Genomic DNA, 23,462 nt, shown 5'->3' with positions numbered 1-23,462 from the left:
TTGGAGTTTTGCTGAGACTGGTTAAGAAACCCTTTCGGATTTTTACTAAATTGGCCGCAATGCGGCAGGAGTGTGGAGAACATGCGGATTTCCGCTGATAAAGCAGAGACCCTGGCGCTGAAGGCTTTGGCCTGGCTGGCTGGAAATGATGAGTTGCTGCCGGTGTTTCTGGGGGCAACCGGGGCCAGCGAGGCGGATCTGCGGGCGCGGGCGTCCGAGCCGGAGTTTCTCGGCTCGGTGCTCGATTTCTTAACGATGGACGATAATTGGGTGATGCAGTTCTGCGATGGCGAGGGGCTGGCCTACGAGGCGCCGCTGCAGGCGCGGATGTCGCTTCCGGGCGGTGCGCAGGTGAACTGGACTTGAGATCGGCGGGCCCTGTGCCTAGGGTCCAGCCCGACTCCAGCGGAAAAAGGACCCGCCATGCCTGTTGATGCATTTCTGTTCGACAAAGACGGAACCTTGTTCGACTTTGCCGCCACCTGGAACGGCTGGGCGGCGCGGGTGCTTGAAACGCTTGCTAAGGGCGACCGGGCGGTGCTGGAGGCAATGGCTGAGGTGATCAGCTATGATCTGGAGCGGCAGGCGTTCAACCCCGACAGTCTGGTGATTGCCGGCTCCAACGATGAGGTGGCGGAGGTGCTGGCGCCATTTGTGGCGGATATGGGCGTCGAAGAACTGCTGGTGTTCCTGGCGCTGAGCGCGGCGGAGGCGGAGCTGGCGCCGGCGGTGCCGCTGGCGGCGTTTCTCGACAGCCTGCTGGCGCGCGGCAAGGTGCTGGGGGTGATGACCAATGACGCGGAAAACTCTGCCAGGAGCCAGCTGGAGCGGGCGGGGGTGCTGGACCGCTTTGCCTTTGTCGCGGGATGCGACAGCGGCCATGGGGCCAAACCGGCGCCGGATCCGCTGCTGGCCTTTTGCAAGGCTGCGGGCGTCGCTCCCGGCCGGACGGCAATGGTGGGCGACAGCCGCCATGATCTGGAAGCGGGTGCAGCTGCGGGAATGCTGCGGATCGGCGTGCTGACCGGCCTGGCCCTGCGCGATGAGCTGACGCCGCATGCGGATATTGTGCTGCCCGATATCGGCCATATCCCGGCCTGGATGGACCGCTGAGCTGACCGCCTGCTGATTCCCGCGTCTTGAAACGGGGCACCCGTTTCGGCCGGCGTGCAGTCTTGTGCGCCGGTTTTTTCCGCGGCATACTGGGCACAAGTGTACAGAAATATCCTGAACCGCCGGAACGCACTGCAAAAACGACAGCGATGGTCGGGTTTGGACAGTTTCAGGCGGCCTGGATTGGCACAGTGGGTGGCTATCGGCAATTTGGAAACTCGGATCTAGGGGAGACCGGCATGGCAGACACAGGCGCGCGCAGGCGGCGGGGCGGAGGCAGGGCAGGCGCGGCGGCCCGGCGCGGCAGTGCCGCGCTGGAGCAGATGCCCTGGCAGATCCCGGTCAACATCGACCGGCCGACCGAGCCGTTGAGCGAGGAAGGAATACAGGCGATCCACGAGGGCGCCATGCGCATCCTGGAAGAGATCGGCGTGGTGTTCCTGAACCCGGAAGCGCTGGAGATCTTCAAACAGGCCGGCGTCAAGGTCGAGGGCGAGCTGGTCAGGATGGACCGGGATTTTGTGATGGAGATGGTGGGCAAAGCCCCGCGCGAGTTCTCGATCACGCCCCGGAACCCGGACCGGGCAATCCCGCTGGGCGGCAACCATATCCTGTTCGGCAACGTGTCTTCGCCGCCGAATTACTGGGACATGGAGCTGAATAAGAAAGTGGCCGGCAACCGCGAGCAGTGCCGCAACCTGCTGAAACTGACCCAGTATTTCAACTGCATCCACTTTGCCGGCGGTTACCCGGTAGAGCCGGTGGACATCCATGCCTCGATCCGGCATCTGGATGTGCTTTACGACAAGCTGACCCTGACCGACAAGGCGATGCATGCCTACTCCCTGGGCAAGGAGCGGGTCGAAGATGTGATGGAGATGGTGCGGATCGCCGGCGGGCTCAGCCATGAGGAGTTTGACGCCAAGCCGCATATGTACACCAACATCAACTCCACCTCGCCGCTGAAGCACGATTTCCCGATGATCGACGGCTGCCTGCGGCTGGCGCGGCGCGGCCAGGCCATCGTGGTGTCGCCCTTCACCCTGGCCGGGGCGATGGCGCCGGTGACCATGGCAGGCGCGGTGGCCCAGTCGATTGCCGAGAGCCTGTGTGCGATTGCACTGTTCCAATATGTGCGCCCGGGAACGCCCTGCGTGATCGGCACTTTCACCTCGAACGTGGACATGAAATCGGGTGCACCTGCATTTGGCACGCCGGAATACATGCGCTCGACCCAGATGACCGGTCAGATGGCGCGGTTCTACGGTTTGCCGATGCGCTCCTCGGGCGTCTGTGCCGCCAACGTGCCGGACGGGCAGGCGGTCTGGGAAACCTCGAATTCACTCTGGGCGGCAGTGCAGTCGGGCACCAATATGGTCTATCACGCGGCCGGCTGGCTGGAGGGCGGACTGATCGCCAGCCCCGAGAAGTTCATCATGGATTGCGAGATCCTGCAGCAGATCGAGCGCTACATGCAGCCGCAGATCACGGCCACCGGACCCGAGGAGATTGCGCTGGATGCGATCAGGGAAGTTGGCAATGACGGCCATTTCTTCGGCATTCAGCACACCCAGGACCGCTATTCCGAGGCCTTTTATCAGCCGTTCCTGAGTGACTGGCGCAACTACGAGGCCTGGGAGGCGGCAGGTGCGACCTGGACAGCCGAGCGCGCCCACAAACTGTTCAAGGAGATTATTGCCGATTTCGAGGAGCCGCCGATGGATGCGGCGGTTCGCGACGAACTGGCGGAATTCGTTGCCCGCCGCAAGACCGAGGGCGGGGCGCCGACGGACTTCTGAGCCGCCGGACCCTTCACCAGCAGGAAAAGCGGAGGCAGCCCCTCCGCTTTTTTTGCGCGGGCTGCAGGGGGCAAACACAGCGTGCGGGCGGCAGGTCGGAAACTGCCGGTATGGCGCGGATGCAGAGCCTCAGGCTTGCCTCTTGGCGCCAGCCGGTCCAGTAGGGAGCGGTGCTGAACGGATCAGCGCCGTAGTGCAGGTGCGTGCAATTATGTACTAGGCATCAGATGCGGTCCGCCGCAGGGCTGGTGACCAGACAATGGCCGCGCTGCGCATATGGCCGGTTATTGCTGTTGAGGGTGCAGGGTTCGTGCAAGGGTTGAAAGTTACAGAAGAAACGCGCGCGTGCCATCGCGCAAATTCGCTTTGTTGGTCCTTTCTTAACCTGCAGGCGTCAAAACTGTGCCAAAGGCAAAGAGGGGCCATTGTATGCACGGTCTGATCAATAGGGCGATTCAGGCTTTTGTGACCAGTACCTACGGAGCGGACCGCTGGGAAGAGGTTATGGAAGAGGCAGGGCTCGGATTTACCGAGTTTGAGGCGATGCTGTTCTATTCTGAAGAGCAATCGAGCCAGATGCTGACGGCGATGGAAAAAGTTCTGGCACGCCCGCTGCCGGAAATGCTGGAAGATATGGGCACATTTCTGGTGTCCAATCCGCAAGTGGAGGCGCTGCGGCGGCTTTTGCGTTTTGGCGGGGTGAATTATGTTGAGTTTTTGCATTCGCTGGATGATTTGCCGGACCGGGCCCGGCTGGCGGTGTCGGATTTGCACCTGCCGGGGCTGGAGCTTCTGGAACAGGCGCCGGAACAGTTCGAGCTGGTTTGCCAGCCTGGATTGCCCGGCTATGCCTATGTTCTGATAGGGGTTCTGCGGGCGATGGCGGATGATTACGGTGATCTTGTGTTCCTGGACCACAGCGGCACACAGGACGGGGCAGAGGTGATTTCGATCACGCTTGTCGAAACCAAGTTCGCCGCCGGGCGTGAATTTGATCTGGGGGCGCATTCCTTATGATGACTCTCGAGCAGCTGAAAAATATGGCAGGCGTGATTTGTCCGATGTACGTGGTTGCCGATCCTGCAGGGCGGATCATTTCTGCCGGGCCGACGCTGAAAAAGCTGCGGCCGCAGCTGAACTGGGAGGGGCGGCGGTTCTTCCGGGTGTTCGACCTGTCGCGGCCGCGTTCGGTGCGGTCAATGGAGGATCTGGTGAAGACTTCCGGAAGCAAGCTGCATCTGCAGTTCCGGGACGGGCCGCAAACCGGCCTGAAAGGCGTATGCACACCGCTGCCTGATGGCCAGGGCGTCTTCGTCAACCTGTCTTTCGGAATCTCCGTGCTGGAGGCGGTTCGCGATTACGATCTGACCAGCGCCGATTTTTCGCCAACCGATCTGACCATCGAAATGCTCTATCTGGTGGAGGCAAAATCGGCCGCGATGGAAGCGTCGCGCCAATTGAACACGCGGTTGCAGGGAGCCAAGATCGCGGCCGAGGAACAGGCTTTTACCGACACGCTGACCGGGTTGAAGAACCGCCGGGCGATGGATCATGTGCTGGGCCGGCTGATCAACAGCGGCCGTGAGTTTGCGCTGATGCATTTGGACCTGGACTTTTTCAAGCAGGTCAATGACACGATGGGCCACGCGGCCGGCGATGCGGTGCTGCAGCAGGCGGCCCGGATCATGGTGGATTGCACCCGCCAGTCCGATACCGTGGCCCGTGTCGGCGGTGATGAATTTGTTTTGATCCTCGAGGGTGTTCTGGACACCGCCAGGCTGGCCGCCATTGCCAAACGGCTGATCCAGCGGTTGGAGGAGCCGGTTCCGTTTGGCGCCCTGACCTGCCGGATTTCCGCCAGTGCCGGCACAACGCTGTCCACTTGGCAGAAAGTTCCGGATGCTCAGCAATTGCTGAACCAGGCGGATTTGGCGCTGTATGCGGCCAAACGCGCCGGACGGGCGCAGCACTTCTTCTACCGCGCCGGCATGGAGAAAGAAGACCTGAACAGCAGCGGCGAGGCTGCATTGCGCCAAGCGGCGGCACCGGATCCGGCCGCCTGAGGAATTCCGGTTTGTAGATTGGCTGCGGCCGGTGCCGCGGCTGTTCGTACCTGCCGTTGGCCCCCGGGACAGCGCAACGCATGTTTTCCTGGATTTCAGCCGCGCGACCGCGCCATCTGCAACATCGGCGCGCGCGATGGCTGGTGTTGCGCTGAGAACTGCGATGCCACTGCCCCTGGGCAAAGCATTGGGCCGCGCTGGTGTCCGGCACTGCGAAACACCAGCGCAGGATCGGAAGATGACGCCGAAAATACGCCAGCCGAAGATACGCTTATGGCGCAAGGCGGCGAGAGCGCATGAAATGGTCAGCCGGAGGGCGGTGCCACCGTGTTCTGCGGGGCTCTCCGGGCCCAAGGGCGGCTGTTTGAACCGTAAAACAGCCAAGCATTCCCGCAGCGAGCGGCTGGATGCCACGGCTATTTTTTATTGAATTCAAAGGTCAGGGAAAGTGGCAGCCCGTAGGGGAATCGAACCCCTCTTTCCAGGTTGAAAACCTGGCGTCCTAACCGATAGACGAACGGGCCACTCTGTCTGTGAGGCGGTGTTTACTGATTGCCATTGCCGGGCGCAAGAGGTTTCTTTGCGCAGGCGGCAAGTTTTTCCCGGCCAGGTATTTGGGTGCTAAGGCAATGAAAAGGCGTGAAGAAACCATGCGGCGTTGGGGCGGCCGCAAACATTATTCTTATGGGGGAAAGTGGCAGCCCGTAGGGGAATCGAACCCCTCTTTCCAGGTTGAAAACCTGGCGTCCTAACCGATAGACGAACGGGCCACTCTGTGTGTGAGCGGGTGTTTAGTTGCAACAGCCAGATCCCGCAAGAGAAAAAACGGGCAATAGCGAAAAATCTTATCCACAGCCTTTAAGTCTTTGAAAAATCAGGCTTCGGCCGCGTCTTCCAGGCGCAGCTGCGGGTTTTGGCGGCCGCCCCAGCTGTTCACTTCCAACCGCCCGGCGAAATGGAAGCGGGCGCCGCCGTGTTCCAGCAGGCGGGGGCCAAGCGCCGTGTCAAAGGCGCCAAAGCAGATCCCGTCCACGCCGCCGCCCATGCCGTCACTGAGCGAAAGTTTCAGATGGCTCTCGCCCACTTTCTTGGCAAACCGCACCTGAAGATCCGGCAGCGCATAGCGCGGGGCAGGGGCGCCAGCGCCAAATGGGCCGGCGTGCTCGATCTGTTCGATCAGGTCAACCGTCACGGCACCGGGCATCAAGGCGCCGTCCAGCTTGATGTCTGCCGGCCCGCCCTGACCTGCGCCTTGTTTTTCGAGGAGTTCCGACAGCCGCGCCATCGCCGGCTCCAGCTTGTCCCGCATCACGGTAAGGCCGGCCGCCATCTTGTGGCCGCCGCCTTTGACCAGCAGCCCTTCTGCCGCCAGCCGCTGGATCGACGCGCCCAGGTCGACGCCGGACACGGACCGGCCGGACCCCTTGCCCTCATCCCCGTCAAAACCGATCACAACGGCGGGGCGGTTGGCGGCTTCTTTCAGCCGGGAGGCGACGATGCCGACCACGCCAGGATGCCAGCCCTCGCCGGCGGCCCAGACCAGCGGCGCATCCAATCCGCGCTCTTCGGCCTGCTCCAGCGCAGCGGCGCGCACGGCGTTCTCGATGTCGCGGCGTTCGGTGTTCAGCTCATCCAGCCGCTCGGCCAGGGCGGCGGCTTCATGCGGATTGTCGGTGGCCAGCAGCCGCGCGCCCAGGTCTGCCTTGCCGATCCGCCCGCCGGCGTTGACCCGCGGCCCCAAGAGGAACCCCAGATGATAGGTCGAGGGCGCCGAATCCATGCGGCTGACATCCGACAGCGCCACCAGGCCGGGACGGCGGCGTGCGCCCATCACCTTCAGCCCCTGGCGCACCAATGCGCGGTTGGCGCCGATCAGCGGCGCCACGTCCGCCACCGTGGCCAGCGCCACCAGATCCAGCAGCGCCATCAGGTCCGGCCCCTTGGCGCCGGCCTCGCGCAGTTGGCGGCCTGCTTCTACCAGCATCAGGAACACCACCCCCGCCGCGCAGAAATAGCCCAGATCGCCGCTCTCGTCCTGTCGGTTGGGATTCACCACCGCAACGCAGTCGGGCAAGGTCTCGCCGCCCAGGTGGTGGTCCAGCACGATCACGTCGGCGCCTTCGGCGGCGGCAATCGGCTCATGGCTGAGGGTGCCGCAGTCCACACAGATGATCAGATCATGGGCGGCGGCCAGCTGCTGCATGGCAGGCACGTTCGGGCCATAGCCCTCGTCGATGCGGTCGGGGATGTACAGTGTTGCTTCCAGCTCCATCTGCCGCAGCCAGACCAGCAGCAGCGCGGCAGAGCTACCGCCGTCGACGTCATAATCGGCAAAGACCGCAATCCGCTGGCGGCCGCGCACAGCCGCCAGAAACCTTGTGGCGGCCGTTTCCATGTCTTTCATCTCGCGCGGGTCGGGCAGCAGCTCTTTCAGCCTTGGTTCCAGAAACCCCTTAGCTTCCATCGCCGGCACGCCGCGCCGGGCCAGAACCTGGCAGACGGAGCGGGGCAGGCCGGTCTGCTGCGCCATCATCTCGGACGCGCGGTCCACCTCAACGCCGGGCCCAACCCAGCGGCGGCCGGTCAAGGACTGCTCAACACCCAAAAAGCTCATTATCTGCCCCTATATGCAAAGGCCGGACCCAATCGGATCCGGCCCTTTCATCTTTCTCCAAATACTCCCGCCGGAGGCCGCGGCGCAAGCCGCTTCCCGGCGAAACCTTCAAGCCTGGTGCGGCGCCAGCGGGGTGCGGTAAGACATGCGGCGCACCGAACCGGTCTTGGAGCGCATAAGCAGGGTGGTGGTCTCGACCCATCCCGGGGTGCGCTTGATGCTGGGCAGCAGCGAGCCGCCGGTGACACCGGTGGCGGCAAAGATCACGTCCTGGGTGACCATCTCGTCGCGGGTATAGATGCGGTCCAGGTCAGTGATGCCGGCCTTGGCTGCACGGCCTTTTTCATCGTCATTGCGGAACAAGAGGCGGCCGAAGATCTGGCCGCCCATGCACTTCAATGCAGCGGCTGCCAGGACACCTTCAGGTGCGCCGCCCTGGCCCATATACATGTCGATGCCAGTGATCTCGCTCTCGGCGCAGTGCATGACACCGGCGACGTCGCCATCGGTGATCAGCCGGATCGCAGCGCCGGTTTCGCGCACCTCGGCGATCATCGCCTCGTGGCGGGGGCGTTCCAGGATGCAGACGGTGATGTCGGCGGGATCACAGCCTTTGGCCTTGGCCAGCGCTTCGACGCGTTCGCGCGGCGACATTTCCAACGAGACCACGCCCTCGGCGAAACCCGGGCCGATTGCCAGCTTGTCCATATAGGTATCCGGCGCGTGCAGCATGGAGCCGCGCGGGCCCATGGCGATCACTGTCAACGCATTCGGCATGTCCTTGGCGGTCAGCGTGGTGCCTTCCAGCGGGTCCAGGGCGATGTCGACGCCGGGGCCGTTGCCGGAGCCGACTTCTTCGCCGATGTACAGCATCGGCGCCTCGTCGCGCTCGCCTTCGCCGATCACCACCACGCCGGCGATGTCCAGCAGGTTCAGTTGCTCGCGCATGGCATTCACGGCGGCCTGGTCGGCGGCTTTCTCGTCGCCTCGGCCGATCAGCGAGGCAGAGGCCAGCGCGGCCTGTTCGGCAACGCGGGCCAGGCCCAGCGACAGCATACGGTCATGAAAAGGCGTGTCAGAGGTGTTCGATGTCATACCGGAAATCCTGTCTCAACGGGTCAGATGTGAATTGGGCGTTTAAAGCCGAATAGCGCGGGGCAGGGCAGGCTCGCAAGAGGCGATAGCGTTCACCGCGGCAGGAAATTCCGGCCGCAGTGATCAAAACCGCCGTTTCCCGGCGTATCAGGCAGTTCAGACCTCTTCAATGCGCAGCGCAACCGGCGTGCCGTCGACCACATCGGTGGCAGCGAGGCCGTCCAGTGCCGCATCCAGCGCAGCGCGGGTGCATTTATGGGTGACGATCAGCACCGGGGCCGTTGGTTCGGAATGGCCGTACTGCCGCATCCGGTCGATGGAAACGCCGGCATCGCCCAGCACTGTGGCAACTTTGGCCAGCGCGCCGGGTTTGTCCAGCAGCCCCATCCGCAGATAGAACGGCGCGGGCAGGCCGGTCTGGGCTGCCGGTACTTCCTGCAGCGTTGCGGCAGGCTGGCCGAAGGTGGCTATCCGCAGGCCGCGGGCCAGGTCCAGGACATCGCCCATCACCGCGCTGGCAGTCGGGCCTTCGCCGGCGCCGGGGCCGCGCAGCACAACCTGTTCGATGGAATCGCCTTCGATCACCACCATGTTGGTGCCGCCTTCCAGCTGGCCCAAAGGAGAATTGGCGGGCACCAGGCAAGGCGACATGCGCTGTTCGAGCCCGCGGGCGGTGCGTTGCGCCACCCCCAGCAGCTTGATGCGGTAGCCCATATCGGCGGCAGCATTGATGTCTGCCAGCTGGATCCGCTGGATGCCTTCCAGCTGCACGTCCTCAAACGCCGGCCTGGTGCCAAAGGCGATGGAGGCCAGCAGCGCCAGCTTGTGGCCGGCGTCAATGCCGCCCACGTCCAGGTTCGGGTCGGCTTCCAGATAGCCCAGGCGGCCGCATTCCTCGAACAGGGCGTTATAGCCCTGGCCGGTGGCCTGCATCTGAGTGAGGATAAAGTTGCAGGTGCCGTTCATCACGCCCATGACGCGGGTAATCTCATTACCGGCCAGGCCTTCGGTCAGCGATTTGATCACCGGGATGCCGCCGGCCACAGCAGCCTCGAACCGGATCACCCGGCCTGCGCGCTCAGCCTGTTCGGCCAGTGGCTGGCCGTGGATGGCCAGCAGCGCCTTGTTGGCGGTGACCACATCCTTGCCAGCAGAGAGCGCCGCTTCGGTTGCGGCTTTGGCAGCGCCTTCATGGCCGCCCATCAGTTCGACAAACACATCCACGTCGTCGCGCACGGCCAGCGCCACCGGGTCGGTTTCCCAAGCGTAGTCTGTCAGCGAGACACCACGGTCCTTGCCGGCATCGCGTGCGGAGACCGCCGAGATCATAACCGGCCGTCCGGTCCGTGCCTCCAGAAGCGCAGCGTGGCGGCGGATGATCTTTACCACGCCGATGCCAACCGTGCCCAAACCTGCAATCCCAAGACGAAGCGGTTCTGTCATAGCTGGAGGTCCTTTGTTCCGAAATGCTCAGCCCCGCCTTAGCCGGTTCGGCGCGGGCGTGCAACGCCGCTCCTGCCTGCGTGCGGCACATGCAGATGGGAAAGCCGGGAACAGCCTAGAATTCGGCGTTTTTCACCGCCTCGGCGCGGCGTTTCAGCCGGGCACTGCGGGCGTTGAGTTCATCTTGCAGGTCTGCGCTGGCCTGCTGCGGCGGGTCGAGCGGTTCCAGCGCGTCATCCAGCGGCAGCAGGTCGGGATAGCCCGCGCCGCGCAAGTCCGGGGTCAACCGGTCCTCCAGCTCGGGCACGCGAGTGCAGGCGGCGGCCGCCGCCAATGCCAGAAGAATTGCGATCCGTGCCAAAACCTGCATCGAGGAAGCCCTTGTTTAATACCCCGCCGGTTTTAGGAGGTCCGGCGCTGCGGCACAATTGATTTCCCGCAGGCCGGGGCAGCGGGTTGGCATGGCGCGGCCATGCGGGTAAAGGGCTGGCTGGCCTTCGGTCATTCTCACTCTTTTATCTGAACGTGTGTTCAGTTACGGTCGGCGCATGGCACGTACGCAAGGTTCCCATTCCGGTATTACCGGCCCCAAGATCCGCGAGGCCGCTTTGCGGCTGTTTGCGCAGCAAGGCTATGCTGCGGTTTCCATGCGCCAGATCGCCAAGGAGGTGGGGGTTCAGGCGGGGGCTCTGTATAACTACACGCCGGACAAGCAAAGCCTGCTGTTCAGCCTGATGAAAGGCCATATGGCGGAGTTGCTGGCCGCCTGGGATGCGGTGCCGCCGGCTGCAGGCGCGATGGAACGGCTGCGGGCCTTCACCGGCTTTCACATCCGTTTTCACCAAGAGCGCCCGGATGCGGTGTTCATCGCCTATATGGAGCTGCGCAACCTGACCGCGGAGAATTTCGCTGTTATTGAAACTTTGCGCCGGGACTATGAGAACGGCGTGGAAGGGATCCTCAAGGAGGGGGGGGAGCAGGGCGTGTTCCGCATCTCCGATACCAAGATCGCGACGCTGGCGGTGATTGCCATGCTGAACGGGGTCAACACCTGGTACCGCTCCGAGGGGCGGTTGTCGCTGGATGAGGTGGAGCGGGTCTATTGGGGCATGGTGCAGAAGGCGGTCAGCGCATAAGCCTGCTGGATCTGCAGGCCAGCGGTCTGCAGGCGGCGCCGTGGCGGAACCTGACAGAAGCCGAATTGGCTGATCTCTTTGTGCCGAATTCCGTGCGATGGTTGCCCGCGGGTTTCAGACCCCGGCAGACGGCGGCGCCCGCCGGGCACTTCTGGAGGCAGTCTCGCAGCAAGCCGAAGTGATTGCCCTGCGCGAAACTGCGGGGCAGGGCGTCAAGTTGATTTGACTTTCCTTTCCTGCCGGTGGCGCAACCCTCCGAAACCTGGACTATCTCTTTGCCTAAGCTGCCTGGGGCCCTGGGCTCGCCAGCGAACCGCCAGAGGGCTTGCAAGCTCATTTCCGCGGCAGCGGCGTAACGCTCAGCGGCGGGGTCATGCAGGAGAATGGGGCCTCATCAAGGGTGCTGGAAATAGCCGGTTTCACACCGGAGCCTTCGGATGCAGACATAGGCTGCAGCTGGCGTGCGGACGGCTGACGCCGGCAGGTCTGTCAGCTCAGCAGCCCGATCATGTCATAATGGTCGATCTGGCGGCTTAGCACCATCGGGTCTTCCTCAGGCAGCACATGCGCCTGCTCCCAGTCCTCGCCTGCAAAGGCCTGCAGCGCCTCGATGCTCTCCCAGACCATGACGACGCAGAAGGTGGACGGCGAATCCGGCCGCGGCAGCCCGGCCGTGACCGAGACCAGTCCCGGCTGGCGGCGCACATGCGGCACGGCTGTGTTGGTCAGGAAGTCCTTGAACTCCTTGATCTTGTCATCGCGGACAGTGGCACGGAACACCCGGATAATCATCTCTCCCCCCATCTGATCACTGGACGGGGGGAGTATAACACATCACGGGCCCGATTGGCGGGCCGCGGCTGGTCAGTGCGCGGGTTTGATAAACGTGCCGTTACGCAGGTCGCGGAAGGCCTGGTGCAATTCAGCCTGCGTGTTCATCACAATCGGCCCGTGCCAGGCCACCGGCTCATGGATCGGCGCGCCGGAGATCAGCAGGAACCGCACCCCCTCTTCCCCCGCCTGCACGGTGATTTCATCGCCGGTGCCAAAGCGGATCAGGGTGCGGTCGCCGGACAGGTCGCGGATGTTGACCTCTTCGCCTGCGACCTCCTTCTCCAGCAGCACCCCTTGCGGGGCAGAGGCATCGGCAAAAGCCGCCTGGCCTTCGAACACATAGGCAAAGGCGCGGCGGTAGGTATCGACCGGCAGGGTTTTCTTCACACCCGCAGGGATAAACACATCCAGATACTGCGGATCAGCGGCTATCCCGTCCACCGGGCCGCTTTTGCCCCAGAAATCTCCGACAATCACTTTCACCCTCGTGCCGTCATCGTCGATGATTTCGGGGATTTCCGTGCCTTTCACATCCTGATAGCGCGGCGCGGTCATCTTCTCGCTGGCAGGCAGGTTGCCCCAGAGCTGGAAACCATGCATCTGGCCTTGCGCATTTCCCGACGGCATCTCCTGATGCAGGATGCCGGAGCCGGCGGTCATCCATTGCACATCGCCTGCGCCCAGGGTGCCCGCATTGCCCAGCGAGTCGCCATGTTCGACAGCGCCGGACAGCACATACGTTATGGTCTCGATGCCCCGGTGCGGGTGCCACGGGAAGCCGCGCAGGTAGTCTTCGGGGTTGTCGTTTCGGAAATCGTCGAACAGCAGGAACGGGTCCAGCTCTGACGGGTCCTGAAAGCCGAAGGCGCGGTGCAGTTTCACTCCGGCGCCCTCAGTATGGGGCTGCGCCGGACGGGTTTCGAGTATCGGTCTGAGGGACATCTGCCTGTCTCCTTGTTTTCCTTGACTGAGTGCAAGGTAAGTTGTGCGATACGATCGGAAAACGGGTTCTGAAACACGGCGTCTGTGCGTTGGCGAACGGATCGCCCCCAGCCCGCAGGGCTGCCCGGCCCAACGGGACGCGGCGCCGCAGGCGCCAAGGACGGGCGGGAGACCCCCATTGCCGGGGGCAAGCCGGACAGGTTAGCCTGAACATATGATGCAATCCCGTGATCCACTTCAGCAATTGCCGCCGGACCGGCTGCCGGGTGCGTTGCGCCTGATCTCCTACATGCTGGGGGAGGCCCGGGGCGCCGCTGAAGCGGATGAGGTGCTGACGCATATGGCAGGGCTGATCCGGGCAGGCGGCGTGCCATTGGACCGGGCCACCTCCATCGTGCCGCTGCTGCACGCCGAGGCGGTGGCCAGCGCCCGCTTCTGGGAGCGCAGCCAGGGCACCCGCAGCTATCTGTTTCCGTTCAACGAGGAAAGCGGCCAGGGCTATGCCCATTCACCGGCCGCCGAAGTGCACCGGACCGGCGAATGGGTGATCCTCTGGCTGCCCGGCACGCCCGGAGACCGCTACGGCATCGTGCCGGAGCTGAAGGCGGGGGGCTACACCCATTACATCATGGCGCCGGTTTTCATGCGCAGCGGCATGGCGGGCACCTTCAGCTTTGCCACCCAGGCAGCCGAAGGGTTTTCGCAGGATGACATCGCTTTTCTGCGCGCGGTCTTCCCGGCGCTGTCGGCCTGTCAGGAAATCCTTGCCACCGCCCGCGCCATGCAGGAAGTGCTGCGGATCTACGTGGGCGAAGAGCCGCAGCAGCGGATCATTTCGGGCGATGTGCACCGGGGCGAGGTGATGCGTATCCGGTCTGCCATCCTGTTTGCCGATATGCGCCGGTTCACCGAATTGACGGCGGGCATGAGTGCGGAACAGGCCACTAGCCTTTTGAACGCTTATTACGACTGCATCGTGCCGCCGATCGAGGGCGCGGGCGGCGAAGTGCTGAAATTCATCGGCGATGGCGTCCTGGCGGTTTTCCGGGCCGGGGAAGACGGCGCAGAGGCTTGTTCCCGGGCGCTCAAGGCGTCGCGTGACGGGCTGACTCGGGTTGCAGCCCGCATGGAGCAGCCGCAGTTCGATGTCGGCATCGCGCTTCACTTTGGCGAGGTGGCGTTTGGCAATGTTGGCTCGGGAATGCGGCTTGACTACACGGTGATCGGGCGCGACGTGAATTTGGCGGCGCGGGTGGCGGGGTTGTGCGGTGCAAGGAATGAGCCGCTGCTGGTGTCTTCGGAGTTCCGGCAAAAGGCAGGACTGGAAGGCAGACCCTTGGGAGAGCAGGTCCTGAAGGGTCTGCAATCGCGGGTAGAAGTCTTTGCGGTGCCCTTGGCGGAGGATCCTTGAGGCGTGACCGGGGCGCGGACGGGTTCGGTTTAAACCTTTCGGCACCACTTCGGCGGTTTTCGCCGCCAGCCATGTTTCATCGCCAGCTGCGGCGCGAGATTGCGCATCGGCCCAAGCGCCAGGGTGAGCCGCAACCGGTTGCGCCGCTTGGACGTTCCACGGTTGAACAGGCGACCCGTATGCAGGTGGCGCAGTCCGAGACCATCCTGGCCTGGAAGGAGCAGCGCCGCTCCGCAACAGGCATCCATCTCTATCCGCCTTTGAAGGCTGAAACACTGGCGGTCCCGATGCCGGGCAGCCAGCAGGGTGAAGCCTGGACCGGACTGGGAGCCGCCGCTGTTCAGGCGAACAGCGATACAATCCAATCGCGGACCATGGAAACTTCGGCGCTGTTCGGAGCCTCTCCGGCGGCGGGCATCAGGTAGTGGCCCTGACCCATGGGAATTTCAGCACCCGGCACCGGAGCCAGCCGGCCCTGCGACAGCGGCAGTTCTGCATAGCGGCGCATCAGCATGGCCACGCCGGCGCCAGAGGCCGCTATCTCGATCGCCGCCAGCGAGGTGTCCACATAGAGCGGCGCGGTGCGGTCCTTCAGCGGTACGCCTTCTTGTTCGGAAAGCCGCAGCCAGTGATCCTGGTAGCCGTGGATGTGGATCAGTGTCTGGCCGAACAGCTGGTCCACCGTGCGCAGCCGCCCGGCCAGGTGCGGCTGCGCCACGGGGATCACGGTCTCCGCCGAGAGCAGATGCGCGCGGCTGCCGAACCAGCCGGAGGGCCCGAGCCGCAAGTCGATATCCACATCCTCGTCCTGGGTGCTGTCGGCCCAGACGGCAGAGATCAGCCGGATGCGGATGTGCGGATTGGCTGCATGAAATGCCCCCAGCCGCGGTGCAACCCATAAAACCGCGGTTGAAACCGGCGCCCGCAGGATCACGGTCCGGGTCTGCGCATGCCCCAAAAGCCCGCGGGTCGAATAAGCGATGTCAGTGAGCGCCTGCGCGACCGAGGGGTAATAGGCGTGGCCCAGCTCCGTCAGCTCCAGATGGCGCGACCGGCGGATAAACAAGGTGATGCCAAAGCTTTTCTCCAGACTGCGCACCTGATGGCTGACGGCGGCCTGGGTCAGCCCCAGCTCTTCCGCGGCGGCGGTGAAGCTTTGCAGGCGGGCGGCGGCTTCAAAGGCGCGCAGCCAGACGAGGTTGGGCAGGTCGGACATATCCGTTGCAAAAAATCCTGAGGTCAGATGGCGTTATTATTCGTTTTAGTTTTGGCTGTGGTCAAGCTAGCCATATCGCAGAAGATTTGACCCGGGAGGAGAAACTGGAAATGGCGACCACTTTGAAAGTCGGCTTTATCGGCCTTGGCAATGTTGGCGGCAAACTGTCCGGCAGCCTGTTGCGCAACGGCGTGGACCTGACCGTGCACGATCTGAACCCGGAACTGGTGCAGAGCTTTGTGGAGAAAGGCGCCAAACAGGCACAAAGTCCGGCCCAGATGATGCGCGATTGCGATGCGGTGATAACCTGCCTGCCGTCGCCGGCGGCGTCGGATGCGGTGATGATGCAGATGCTGCCGGAGGTCACTGAAGGCAAGATTTGGATGGAAATGTCCACCACCGACGAGGCCGAGGCCAAGCGTCTGGGCGCGATGGTGATCGAACAGGGCGGCCGTGCGGTGGACTGCCCGGTTTCCGGCGGCTGCCACCGGGCGGGCACCGGCAATATCTCGATCTTTGCGGGTTGCGACCGCGGCACCTTTGACAGCATCCTGCCGCTGCTCACCACCATGGGCCGCCGCATCCTGCACACCGGCGATCTGGGGTCTGCCTCGGTATTGAAAGTGGTGACCAATTATCTCGCCACCGTGCATCTGGTGGCCAACGCCGAGGCGCTGGTTACGGCCAAGGCGGCGGGCATGGATCTGAATATTGCCTATGAGGCGATCAGGATCAGCTCCGGTAATTCGTTTTCGCATGTCACCGAAAGCCAGGTGATCCTGAACGGCAGCCGGGATATTTCCTTCACTATGGATCTGGTGAAGAAGGACGTTGGCTTGTTCCAGGACGTTGCAGAGCGGGCAAATGTTCCGCTGGAGGTCAGCCCGCTGATCGTCAAGATATTTGACGACGGCATCAGCCGTTATGGCGACCGCGAGCTGTCGCCCAACATCATCCGCCGCCTGGAGGACGCCACCGGTCTGGATATCCGCGCGCCGGGCTTCCCGCCGGAAATGGTGGATGATGAAGCGGAAGAGCCGGGCTATGAAGTTGCCGTCCGCCGCGCTGCAGCGGAGTAAGTTTCCCCGGACTGTGCGGCCGCATCCGTCCGCCGCTCCGGAGGGGGCTGTTTTCTTTGGCTGATCCGGTTTATGCCCGGATCAGCAGCAAGGGGAGCAGCGGATGAGCAATGAGGTCCTGGCCACAATCGAAGCCACCGGCGGGCGGCGGATCATGGGTACGGTGATGCTGGGATTGACCGGCTGCCTGCTGCTTTATGTGGCCTTTGCGGCGCCGCCATCGCCAGCATGGCTGGTGTTTCTGCTGGCGGTTGGCGCGGCTGCGCTGTGGCTGGCAGTCCGGATGTGGCAGGCAACCATGCACCGGATCGAGCTGACGGCAGAGGAGCTTCGCTGTTCAAACGGGCAGCTGATTGCAAGGGTTGAGGATATCAAAGCTATCGACCGCGGCTTTTTTGCCTTTAAGCCGTCCAACGGATTCTTGATCCGGACCGGGGCGCAAGGCTCCAGGATCTGGATGCCCGGGCTGTGGTGGCGGCTGGGCCGCCGGATCGGTATCGGCGGGGTGACGCCCGGATCGCAAGGCAAGGCGATGTCGGAAATTCTGGCCGCGATGATGGCGCAACGCGGCCAGGGGTGATTGTCCTGGTCAGACTTGTTCGGCGTTGTCGTTGTGGTTGTTGCCATTCCCCTTGTTCTCGATGAACACAACCTGGGGAGCAAAACGCGGGCGGCTGAAGACAAAATTCTGCACATCCATAAGCGGAATGCCGATATTGAACGCCGGATCAATCTCGTTCCAGGTTTCAACCAGGATCACGCGCTCCTGATCAGGCATAACGGGCAGCTTGTCTTTGACGGTATTGATAGAGCCGTCGGCCCATTCCTGAAAGGCGCTGCCGCGAACCTTGGACCAGTCGACATAGTAGCGCTGATCGTCTTCATCCCAGCGGACAACCGAGATGCGGGTTGACAGAGTGGTGTCGCTGCGCACCAGCTCCGAAGCCAGCGCATGCATGCTGTCGATATAGGCTTCGTTCACGTAGTTGGTCTCGCGCGAGATCAGGTCTGACACGGTATAGGCGGCCTTCAGATTGATGCTTTCCTGACGGAAGGCGTCAAAGAAAGTGTAGATGGAGGCGAACAGACCCAGCAGAAGCGGCGCATAAAAGGCGAATTCGATGGAGACGTTGCCCTGGGTTCCATCCAGAAAGCGGCGGGCGGGTCCTGGCAGGCGGCCGGACAGGCGGCGGGAGAGCAGTGTCAGCATGGTGTTACCTCGGTTCCTGGACGAATGCGGAGGAAGCAATCAGGTTGACCCGGCCGTCGCCGTCCTTGCTCAGATTTGTGCCAAGCCCCCAAGTCGGGAAAATCGGATTGAACTTCATGCAGGCGCGGATGAACATCAGCTCATTGGACTGGCCATTCACGAACGTCCGGACCGGTTGAACGTTTTCAATGCGGTTGACGCAGTCCGGGGTCGGGTCGATTGCTGTCCAGTTGTACGGATCGATCCGCAGCATTTCCAGGCGGAGGGATGTGCCGCACTCGTCAATGAAACCGGAGCGGGTGCAGATTTCATCCCGCAGCGCATCGTGCTGCATGTCGCCGCCGGTGCCGAGCCGGATGGTCCGGACGGTCTCGTCCAAGGCCCGCTCAAGCTGTGAATGGCGGAGGTTGATCATGCCCAGTTCCACGGTGGACATCAGGATCATCAGGAAGGCGGGGATAACGATGGCGAATTCCACCGAGGCGTTGCCATCTTCGCGCTGCCTGAAACGGCGCAGGGCTTTTGTGCAGCGGCGGATCATTGGGTCAGCCTCAACTGTCGGATGGACGTTGCGATTGACGAGAAGGCTTCGGAAATCTCCAGACCTTCGACGTCAAAGAAATGAGCAGGCGAGCTGGCGCAATCCTCCAGCACCTTGATGCCTGCAGACGGTGCTTCAAAGCCGACTGAATAGACGATCACGCCCTGATTCTTGGTGATTCGGCAGATCGCCTTGGTATGCTGATCCTTGGCAACGCGGTTGTGAAAGTAGCGGCCGGCATTGAACCAGTCGGCCCAGGCGCTGTTGCTGAACTCATAAATGTAGCGGGCGATATAGGCCAGCGAGGCGCGGGCGTGCAGCTCCGGGAACTTCAGGCGGACTGAACTGCCCTCTTCTGTATGGGTGGTGCAGCTATCGGAGTTGCACGTCTGGTAGGTCCCCTCTCCGTAGGGGTGATCTTCCCACCTGTTCTTGTGTTCCCAATAGTAATTGTTGGTGCCGTTTGAGTGGTAGACGGAATACGCATCTGCTTCGGCGTTATACCAGACGTCCGTCATGCCTTCGCGGCGGGACGGGTTCACCATGTACTGGTTGGTGTTCTGCCCGTCCGACATCAGAATGATGATCTTCAGCGTGTCACCGCTGCCATAATCAGTCGGCCGGTTCTGAAAGGAGGCGTCGATGACGCCGTCTGTGATCAGGTCGTTCACCACGCTGCGGGCGGTGGGGTCCAGCAGGGCGCTGCCCCATTTCATGCCGATATCGATCGAGGTGTTGCCATAGGCTGTCAGCCGGTCGATATAATTGTGCAGAACTGTGGCGCTGTTGGTGAAGGGCAGGATAGCTGAACCATCCCGGGTCGGACACACTGGACGGGCGATCATGTTCTCGGAATACGTGAAGGTATCGAAGTGGGCAGTGCGTTCCAGATTTTCATTCCGGTCCAGCGTATGTTTGCTGAACTGGTCTTTGATGAAATTCACACAGTGGGAGTAGTTATGTTCCTGAGTGACGTTGTTGTATTTGCTGAGTAGCGCTTCGCCAACATTCACCTGGGTTGCATAAGGAATGATCGAAATGGACAGGTTTGAAGTGTCCGTGTTCTGGGTGATTTGATCCACAAAAGTATGTGCGGCAGTCTTCAGGTTTGCCAGGCGGCTGTTGGAGTTCATCGACCCGGAAATATCGAGAACCATTGAGATTTCGACACTGCCGATGGACTCTTCAGCGCGGGAATTGGCATAAATCGGAATATCGCCGCCGCCGGCAAACTTCAGCAGATGCGCTTCGAAGTCGGTGTTGATTGTGGCCTCGACGCTTTTGTATCCAAGGCCCGCGCTTTCGACTGGATCGGAATAGTATTGCTCAAGCCCGGCCTTGGTCAGGTAATCCAAGACAACTGCATCGGCATCCAAGGTTTGGTCGAGATCTGCCGCTGCCAGAACGGCCCTGTCCAGCGTATATTGGAGATTGGTGCGATCGCGCTCCATCCGCATCAGGTCCACCCCGATGCCGCCGACCGCCAGCATAGCCAGAAAGGTGCCGATCATCGGTTTGGCCAGCACGCCGTCTTCTTCTCTGAGGAAGTCTTTTGCCTTGGCCTGGCAGCGCAGCATGAGCGGACTGGTCAGCGCTGTGGAATCCTTGTGACGTCTATGCATTAAAACACCCCTCCGCCAGTTCTTGAACAGATCAGCCTGGCTCTAGACGCGGAATTTACACATAATTAATGACTGCTGAACGTGGCGGAATTGGGGCGGCTTTGCGCCGATAGGCACGCGATTGCAGTTAGTTGGGTTTTCAATTGCCGTGTATGCTGCGGGGTTGTCGCAACCTGGGGGACAATTGCCCGGGGTAAGCGGCGAATCGCGGACCTTTGGCTTAAATGCGAATCTTTTTGGCAGGGAATGGTCAAATAGGTCGCACTCCTTAATCTTCTCTGCATAGACTGTGGGCATCATCGGCATCGAGTCGATGTTTGAGCACGGAGATGATTTGAGATGAGCAGCCGCACAGAGCCGAGCTTCCGCGAAAGCGTGGACCTGATGTTTAACCGGGCCGTGTCCCTGATGGACCTGCCGCCGGGGCTGGAGGAGAAGATCCGGGTCTGCAACGCCACCTATACAGTGCGGTTCGGGGTGCGCCTGCGCGGCGCCATGCACACGTTCACCGGCTACCGCTCGGTCCATTCCGAGCATATGGAGCCTGTGAAGGGCGGCATCCGCTATGCCACCGGTGTAAACCAGGACGAGGTCGAGGCGCTTGCGGCGCTGATGACTTATAAATGCGCCCTGGTGGAGGCGCCGTTCGGCGGCTCCAAGGGCGGGCTTTGCATCGATCCGCGCGAATATGAAGAACACGAGCTGGAACTGATCACCCGCCGCTTTGCCTATGAGCTGGCCAAGCGCGACCTGATCCACCCCTCGCAGAACGTGCCTGCGCCCGATATGGGCACCGGCGAACGCGAGATGGCCTGGATTGCCGACCAGTACGCCCGCATGAACACCACCGACATCAACGCCAGGGCCTGCGTCACCGGCAAGCCGTTGAACGCCGGCGGCATCTCGGGCCGGGTCGAGGCCACGGGGCGCGGCGTGCAATATGCGCTGCAGGAGTTCTTCCGCCATGAGGAAGACAAGGCGGCTGCGGGCCTGTCCGGCAAACTGGATGGCAAGCGGCTCATTGTTCAGGGGCTTGGCAACGTGGGCTATCACGCGGCGAAGTTCCTGTCCGAAGAGGATGGGGCGCGGATTATCGGCATCATCGAGCGGGACGGCGGGCTGTTCAGCGCTGACGGTCTTGACGTCGAAGCGGTGCGTAATTGGATTGTCAAGCATGGCGGCGTAACCGGCTATCCGGATGCGCAATACGTCGAGGACGGCGCGGTGCTGCTGGAAGAGGAGTGCGACATCCTGATCCCGGCCGCGCTGGAAGGCGTGATCAATCTGTCCAACGCTGAACGCGTGAAGGCGCCGCTGATCATCGAGGCTGCAAACGGCCCGGTGACCGCCGGCGCGGATGATGTTCTGCGCAAGAAGGGCATTGTGATCATCCCCGACATGTATGCCAACGCGGGCGGTGTGACAGTGTCCTACTTTGAATGGGTTAAAAACCTGTCTCACATCCGTTTCGGCCGGATGCAGCGCCGCCAGGAAGAGGCGCGCCACCAGCTGGTGATTGATGAGCTGCAGCGTCTGGATGATGTGATGGGGGGCACCTGGTCGATGTCGCCGAACTTCAAGGACAAGTACCTGAAGGGCGCAGGCGAACTGGAATTGGTGCGCTCGGGCCTCGATGACACCATGCGGGTGGCATACCAGTCGATGCGCGAGGTCTGGCACAGCCGTGATGATGTGACCGACCTGCGCACTGCCGCCTATCTGGTGTCGATCGACAAGGTCGCCAAAAGCTATCACGCCAAGGGGCTCTGACCAGCCTGCAGGAGCTTTGACCTATGGCCGGGGCGGAGGGGGAGCTCTCTGCCCCGTTTTTCGTGTGAGTGAATCGGAATACGTCACGGCCTGTCGCAGATACTACTGGACACAAGTGATTAGTTCGTGTGATTTGCGTCAGAGCCGTGCTGAGCTGCCGCAAATGGATCCTTGGGGCTAGGAGCAGCAGGCGAAAGCGGGTAGCAATGCCGCCAGGGTCCGGGTCACCTTTTTCCGGGCAGCGGACGTGATTTGACGGGGAGGGATGACATGCGGTTTTCGGGATGGCGTGTGCTCAAAGAGGGGCTCACCGGAAACAAGGGCTGGACGCCGCACTGGCGCGACCCCGAGCCCAGGACCGAGTATGACGTGGTGATTATCGGCGGCGGCGGCCATGGTCTGGCAACCGCGTATTACCTGGCCAAGGAGCACGGCATTACCAATGTGGCGGTGCTGGAGAAAGGCTATCTTGGCGGCGGCAATGTGGGGCGCAACACCACCATTGTGCGGGCGAACTACTACTTGCCGGGCAATTCCGAGTTCTATTCCCACTCGCTGAAACTGTGGGAAGGGATGGAGCAGGATCTGAACTACAACGCGATGATGTCCCAGCGCGGCATCCTCAACCTGTACCACAATGACGGCCAGCGCGATGCGGCGGTGCGCCGGGGCAACGCGATCATCAATCAGGGGGACGATGCTGAGCTTTTGAGCCGCGATCAGGTTCGTGAACTGGCGCCGTTCCTGAATTTTGACAATAACCGCTTCCCGATCATGGGCGGGCTGATGCAGCGCCGTGCAGGAACTGCGCGCCATGACGCCGTGGCCTGGGGCTATGCCCGCGGTGCCGACATGCGCGGGGTGGATCTGATCCAGAACTGCGAAGTGACCGGCATCGACGTGGAAAACGGCAAGGTCGTGGGCGTGCAGACCGCACGCGGCCCGATCCGGGCCAGGAAGGTGGCGCTGGCCGCCGCAGGCCGCTCTGGCCAGGTGGCGGCGATGGCAGGGTTGACTCTGCCGATTGAGAGCCACGTGCTGCAGGCCTTTGTCTCGGAAGGGCTGAAGCCGATCGTGGATCATGTGATCACCTTTGCCGAGGGGCATCTTTACATCAGCCAGTCGGACAAGGGCGGACTGGTGTTTGGCAGCTACCTGGATTTCTACAGCTCCTATGCGGCGCGGGGGAACCTGCCGATGGTGGAACACACGATGGAAAGCTTCGTGGCGATGGTGCCGGCAGTCAGCAAGGCGCGGCTGTTGCGCAGCTGGGGCGGCATCATGGACATGACGCCCGATGGCTCGCCGATCATTGATCATTCGCCAATAGACGGACTCTACCTGAACTGCGGCTGGTGTTACGGCGGCTTCAAGGCGACGCCGGGCTCGGGCCATGTTTATGCCCATCTGATCGCCACGGACCGCCCGCACGGGGCGGCCACGAAATTGAAGCTGGACCGTTTCCGCAGCGGACATGGCCTGATGGATGAGGAGGGGACCGGTGCGCAGCATAACCTGCATTGATTTTGTGCTTGGTCTTGCAGGGGGCGCTGCCCCCTCGGCCTTGCGGTCTC

At 62.4% G+C, this 23,462-nt stretch carries 23 protein-coding genes and 2 tRNA genes; 13 read left to right on the top strand and 12 right to left on the bottom strand.

Translation table 11 applies throughout. From position 1 onward, the window contains the following. Positions 1 to 81: 81 nt before the first annotated feature. The 5 genes from METH_RS12660 to METH_RS12640 all read left to right on the top strand — a co-directional run bounded on the left by METH_RS12660 (position 82) and on the right by METH_RS12640 (position 4,975). Positions 82 to 366 carry a DUF3572 domain-containing protein gene (locus METH_RS12660; protein ID WP_024090869.1) on the top strand — a complete coding sequence of 95 codons (285 nt, stop codon included), beginning with the start codon at positions 82 to 84 and terminating at the stop codon, positions 364 to 366. 57 nt (positions 367 to 423) lie between these two features. Continuing rightward, complete coding sequence (locus METH_RS12655) at positions 424 to 1,113, top strand: HAD family hydrolase (RefSeq protein ID WP_024090868.1); 690 nt, start codon at positions 424 to 426, stop codon at positions 1,111 to 1,113. A 239-nt stretch (positions 1,114 to 1,352) separates the two neighbouring features. Further along, the gene (locus tag METH_RS12650) at positions 1,353 to 2,912 is read left to right on the top strand and encodes a trimethylamine methyltransferase family protein (protein WP_024090867.1); all 1,560 of its coding nucleotides are present in this window, start codon (positions 1,353 to 1,355) and stop codon (positions 2,910 to 2,912) included. 429 nt (positions 2,913 to 3,341) lie between these two features. After that, on the top strand, positions 3,342 to 3,929 hold the full coding sequence (locus METH_RS12645; RefSeq protein WP_024090866.1) for a heme NO-binding domain-containing protein: 588 nt from the start codon (positions 3,342 to 3,344) through the stop codon (positions 3,927 to 3,929). Further along, positions 3,926 to 4,975 (top strand): GGDEF domain-containing protein, encoded by a 1,050-nt coding sequence (locus tag METH_RS12640; RefSeq protein WP_024090865.1) that lies wholly within the window; start codon positions 3,926 to 3,928, stop codon positions 4,973 to 4,975. The genes METH_RS12645 and METH_RS12640 overlap by 4 nt, the downstream gene beginning before the upstream one ends. Positions 4,976 to 5,424: 449 nt before the next feature. On the opposite strand, the gene METH_RS12635 is transcribed toward METH_RS12640, so the two are convergent. The 6 genes from METH_RS12635 to METH_RS12610 form a co-directional block, all read right to left on the bottom strand. Beyond that, positions 5,425 to 5,499, bottom strand: a tRNA-Glu gene (locus tag METH_RS12635). Between the two features lie 171 nt (positions 5,500 to 5,670). Further along, positions 5,671 to 5,745, bottom strand: a tRNA-Glu gene (locus tag METH_RS12630). Positions 5,746 to 5,849: 104 nt separating this feature from the next. After that, a complete protein-coding gene (gene recJ, locus METH_RS12625; RefSeq protein WP_024090864.1) occupies positions 5,850 to 7,589 on the bottom strand; it encodes a single-stranded-DNA-specific exonuclease RecJ in 1,740 nt (579 codons plus the stop codon). Positions 7,590 to 7,697: 108 nt separating this feature from the next. Then, entirely contained in the window at positions 7,698 to 8,684 is a 987-nt protein-coding gene (glpX, locus tag METH_RS12620; protein ID WP_024090863.1) for a class II fructose-bisphosphatase, read from the bottom strand. A 156-nt stretch (positions 8,685 to 8,840) separates the two neighbouring features. Then, positions 8,841 to 10,127 (bottom strand): homoserine dehydrogenase, encoded by a 1,287-nt coding sequence (locus METH_RS12615; RefSeq protein WP_024090862.1) that lies wholly within the window; start codon positions 10,125 to 10,127, stop codon positions 8,841 to 8,843. 115 nt (positions 10,128 to 10,242) lie between these two features. After that, positions 10,243 to 10,497: a hypothetical protein gene (locus METH_RS12610; RefSeq protein ID WP_044008419.1), complete on the bottom strand. Its 255-nt coding sequence runs from the start codon at positions 10,495 to 10,497 to the stop codon at positions 10,243 to 10,245. Between the two features lie 178 nt (positions 10,498 to 10,675). Between METH_RS12610 and METH_RS12605 the strand changes: the two genes are divergently transcribed. After that, a complete protein-coding gene (locus tag METH_RS12605; protein WP_024090860.1) occupies positions 10,676 to 11,263 on the top strand; it encodes a TetR/AcrR family transcriptional regulator in 588 nt (195 codons plus the stop codon). Positions 11,264 to 11,360: 97 nt separating this feature from the next. Next, positions 11,361 to 11,489 (top strand): hypothetical protein, encoded by a 129-nt coding sequence (locus METH_RS25165; RefSeq protein ID WP_024090859.1) that lies wholly within the window; start codon positions 11,361 to 11,363, stop codon positions 11,487 to 11,489. 263 nt (positions 11,490 to 11,752) lie between these two features. Here METH_RS25165 and METH_RS12600 read toward each other — a convergent pair whose 3' ends face one another. Continuing rightward, on the bottom strand, positions 11,753 to 12,055 hold the full coding sequence (locus tag METH_RS12600) for an antibiotic biosynthesis monooxygenase family protein (protein WP_024090858.1): 303 nt from the start codon (positions 12,053 to 12,055) through the stop codon (positions 11,753 to 11,755). Between the two features lie 72 nt (positions 12,056 to 12,127). Further along, the gene (locus METH_RS12595) at positions 12,128 to 13,039 is read right to left on the bottom strand and encodes a pirin family protein (protein ID WP_024090857.1); all 912 of its coding nucleotides are present in this window, start codon (positions 13,037 to 13,039) and stop codon (positions 12,128 to 12,130) included. 214 nt (positions 13,040 to 13,253) lie between these two features. Between METH_RS12595 and METH_RS12590 the strand changes: the two genes are divergently transcribed. Further along, positions 13,254 to 14,450 carry an adenylate/guanylate cyclase domain-containing protein gene (locus METH_RS12590; protein WP_044008418.1) on the top strand — a complete coding sequence of 399 codons (1,197 nt, stop codon included), beginning with the start codon at positions 13,254 to 13,256 and terminating at the stop codon, positions 14,448 to 14,450. 71 nt (positions 14,451 to 14,521) lie between these two features. Next, a complete protein-coding gene (locus METH_RS23950; protein ID WP_156927485.1) occupies positions 14,522 to 14,875 on the top strand; it encodes a hypothetical protein in 354 nt (117 codons plus the stop codon). Here the strand turns inward: METH_RS23950 and METH_RS12585 are convergent. Continuing rightward, on the bottom strand, positions 14,791 to 15,666 hold the full coding sequence (locus tag METH_RS12585) for a LysR family transcriptional regulator (protein ID WP_024090855.1): 876 nt from the start codon (positions 15,664 to 15,666) through the stop codon (positions 14,791 to 14,793). The genes METH_RS23950 and METH_RS12585 overlap by 85 nt on opposite strands. Positions 15,667 to 15,788: 122 nt before the next feature. On the opposite strand from METH_RS12585, the gene METH_RS12580 reads away from it, so the two are divergent. Beyond that, entirely contained in the window at positions 15,789 to 16,745 is a 957-nt protein-coding gene (locus tag METH_RS12580; RefSeq protein WP_024090854.1) for an NAD(P)-dependent oxidoreductase, read from the top strand. Positions 16,746 to 16,848: 103 nt separating this feature from the next. Continuing rightward, positions 16,849 to 17,325 carry a hypothetical protein gene (locus METH_RS12575; protein WP_024090853.1) on the top strand — a complete coding sequence of 159 codons (477 nt, stop codon included), beginning with the start codon at positions 16,849 to 16,851 and terminating at the stop codon, positions 17,323 to 17,325. A 9-nt stretch (positions 17,326 to 17,334) separates the two neighbouring features. Here METH_RS12575 and METH_RS12570 read toward each other — a convergent pair whose 3' ends face one another. From METH_RS12570 to METH_RS12560, 3 genes are read right to left on the bottom strand one after another with little or no spacing between them, the layout of a single operon-like run. Beyond that, positions 17,335 to 17,955, bottom strand: coding sequence for a TadE/TadG family type IV pilus assembly protein (locus METH_RS12570; RefSeq protein WP_024090852.1), 621 nt, complete (start codon positions 17,953 to 17,955; stop codon positions 17,335 to 17,337). Between the two features lie 4 nt (positions 17,956 to 17,959). Beyond that, a complete protein-coding gene (locus tag METH_RS12565) occupies positions 17,960 to 18,496 on the bottom strand; it encodes a TadE/TadG family type IV pilus assembly protein (protein WP_024090851.1) in 537 nt (178 codons plus the stop codon). Then, positions 18,493 to 20,118 carry a TadE/TadG family type IV pilus assembly protein gene (locus tag METH_RS12560; RefSeq protein ID WP_024090850.1) on the bottom strand — a complete coding sequence of 542 codons (1,626 nt, stop codon included), beginning with the start codon at positions 20,116 to 20,118 and terminating at the stop codon, positions 18,493 to 18,495. The genes METH_RS12565 and METH_RS12560 overlap by 4 nt, the downstream gene beginning before the upstream one ends. Before the next feature lie 339 nt (positions 20,119 to 20,457). Between METH_RS12560 and METH_RS12555 the strand changes: the two genes are divergently transcribed. Together METH_RS12555 and METH_RS12550 are read left to right on the top strand one after the other, a co-directional pair. Then, on the top strand, positions 20,458 to 21,888 hold the full coding sequence (locus METH_RS12555) for a Glu/Leu/Phe/Val family dehydrogenase (protein ID WP_024090849.1): 1,431 nt from the start codon (positions 20,458 to 20,460) through the stop codon (positions 21,886 to 21,888). Positions 21,889 to 22,158: 270 nt separating this feature from the next. Continuing rightward, positions 22,159 to 23,412, top strand: a complete 1,254-nt coding sequence (locus METH_RS12550) for a sarcosine oxidase subunit beta family protein (RefSeq protein ID WP_024090848.1) — start codon at positions 22,159 to 22,161, stop codon at positions 23,410 to 23,412. Positions 23,413 to 23,462: the final 50 nt, after the last annotated feature.

Source organism: Leisingera methylohalidivorans DSM 14336 (assembly GCF_000511355.1).
GTDB lineage: Bacteria > Pseudomonadota > Alphaproteobacteria > Rhodobacterales > Rhodobacteraceae > Leisingera > Leisingera methylohalidivorans.
This window is presented reverse-complemented; position numbering and strand designations above follow the sequence as displayed.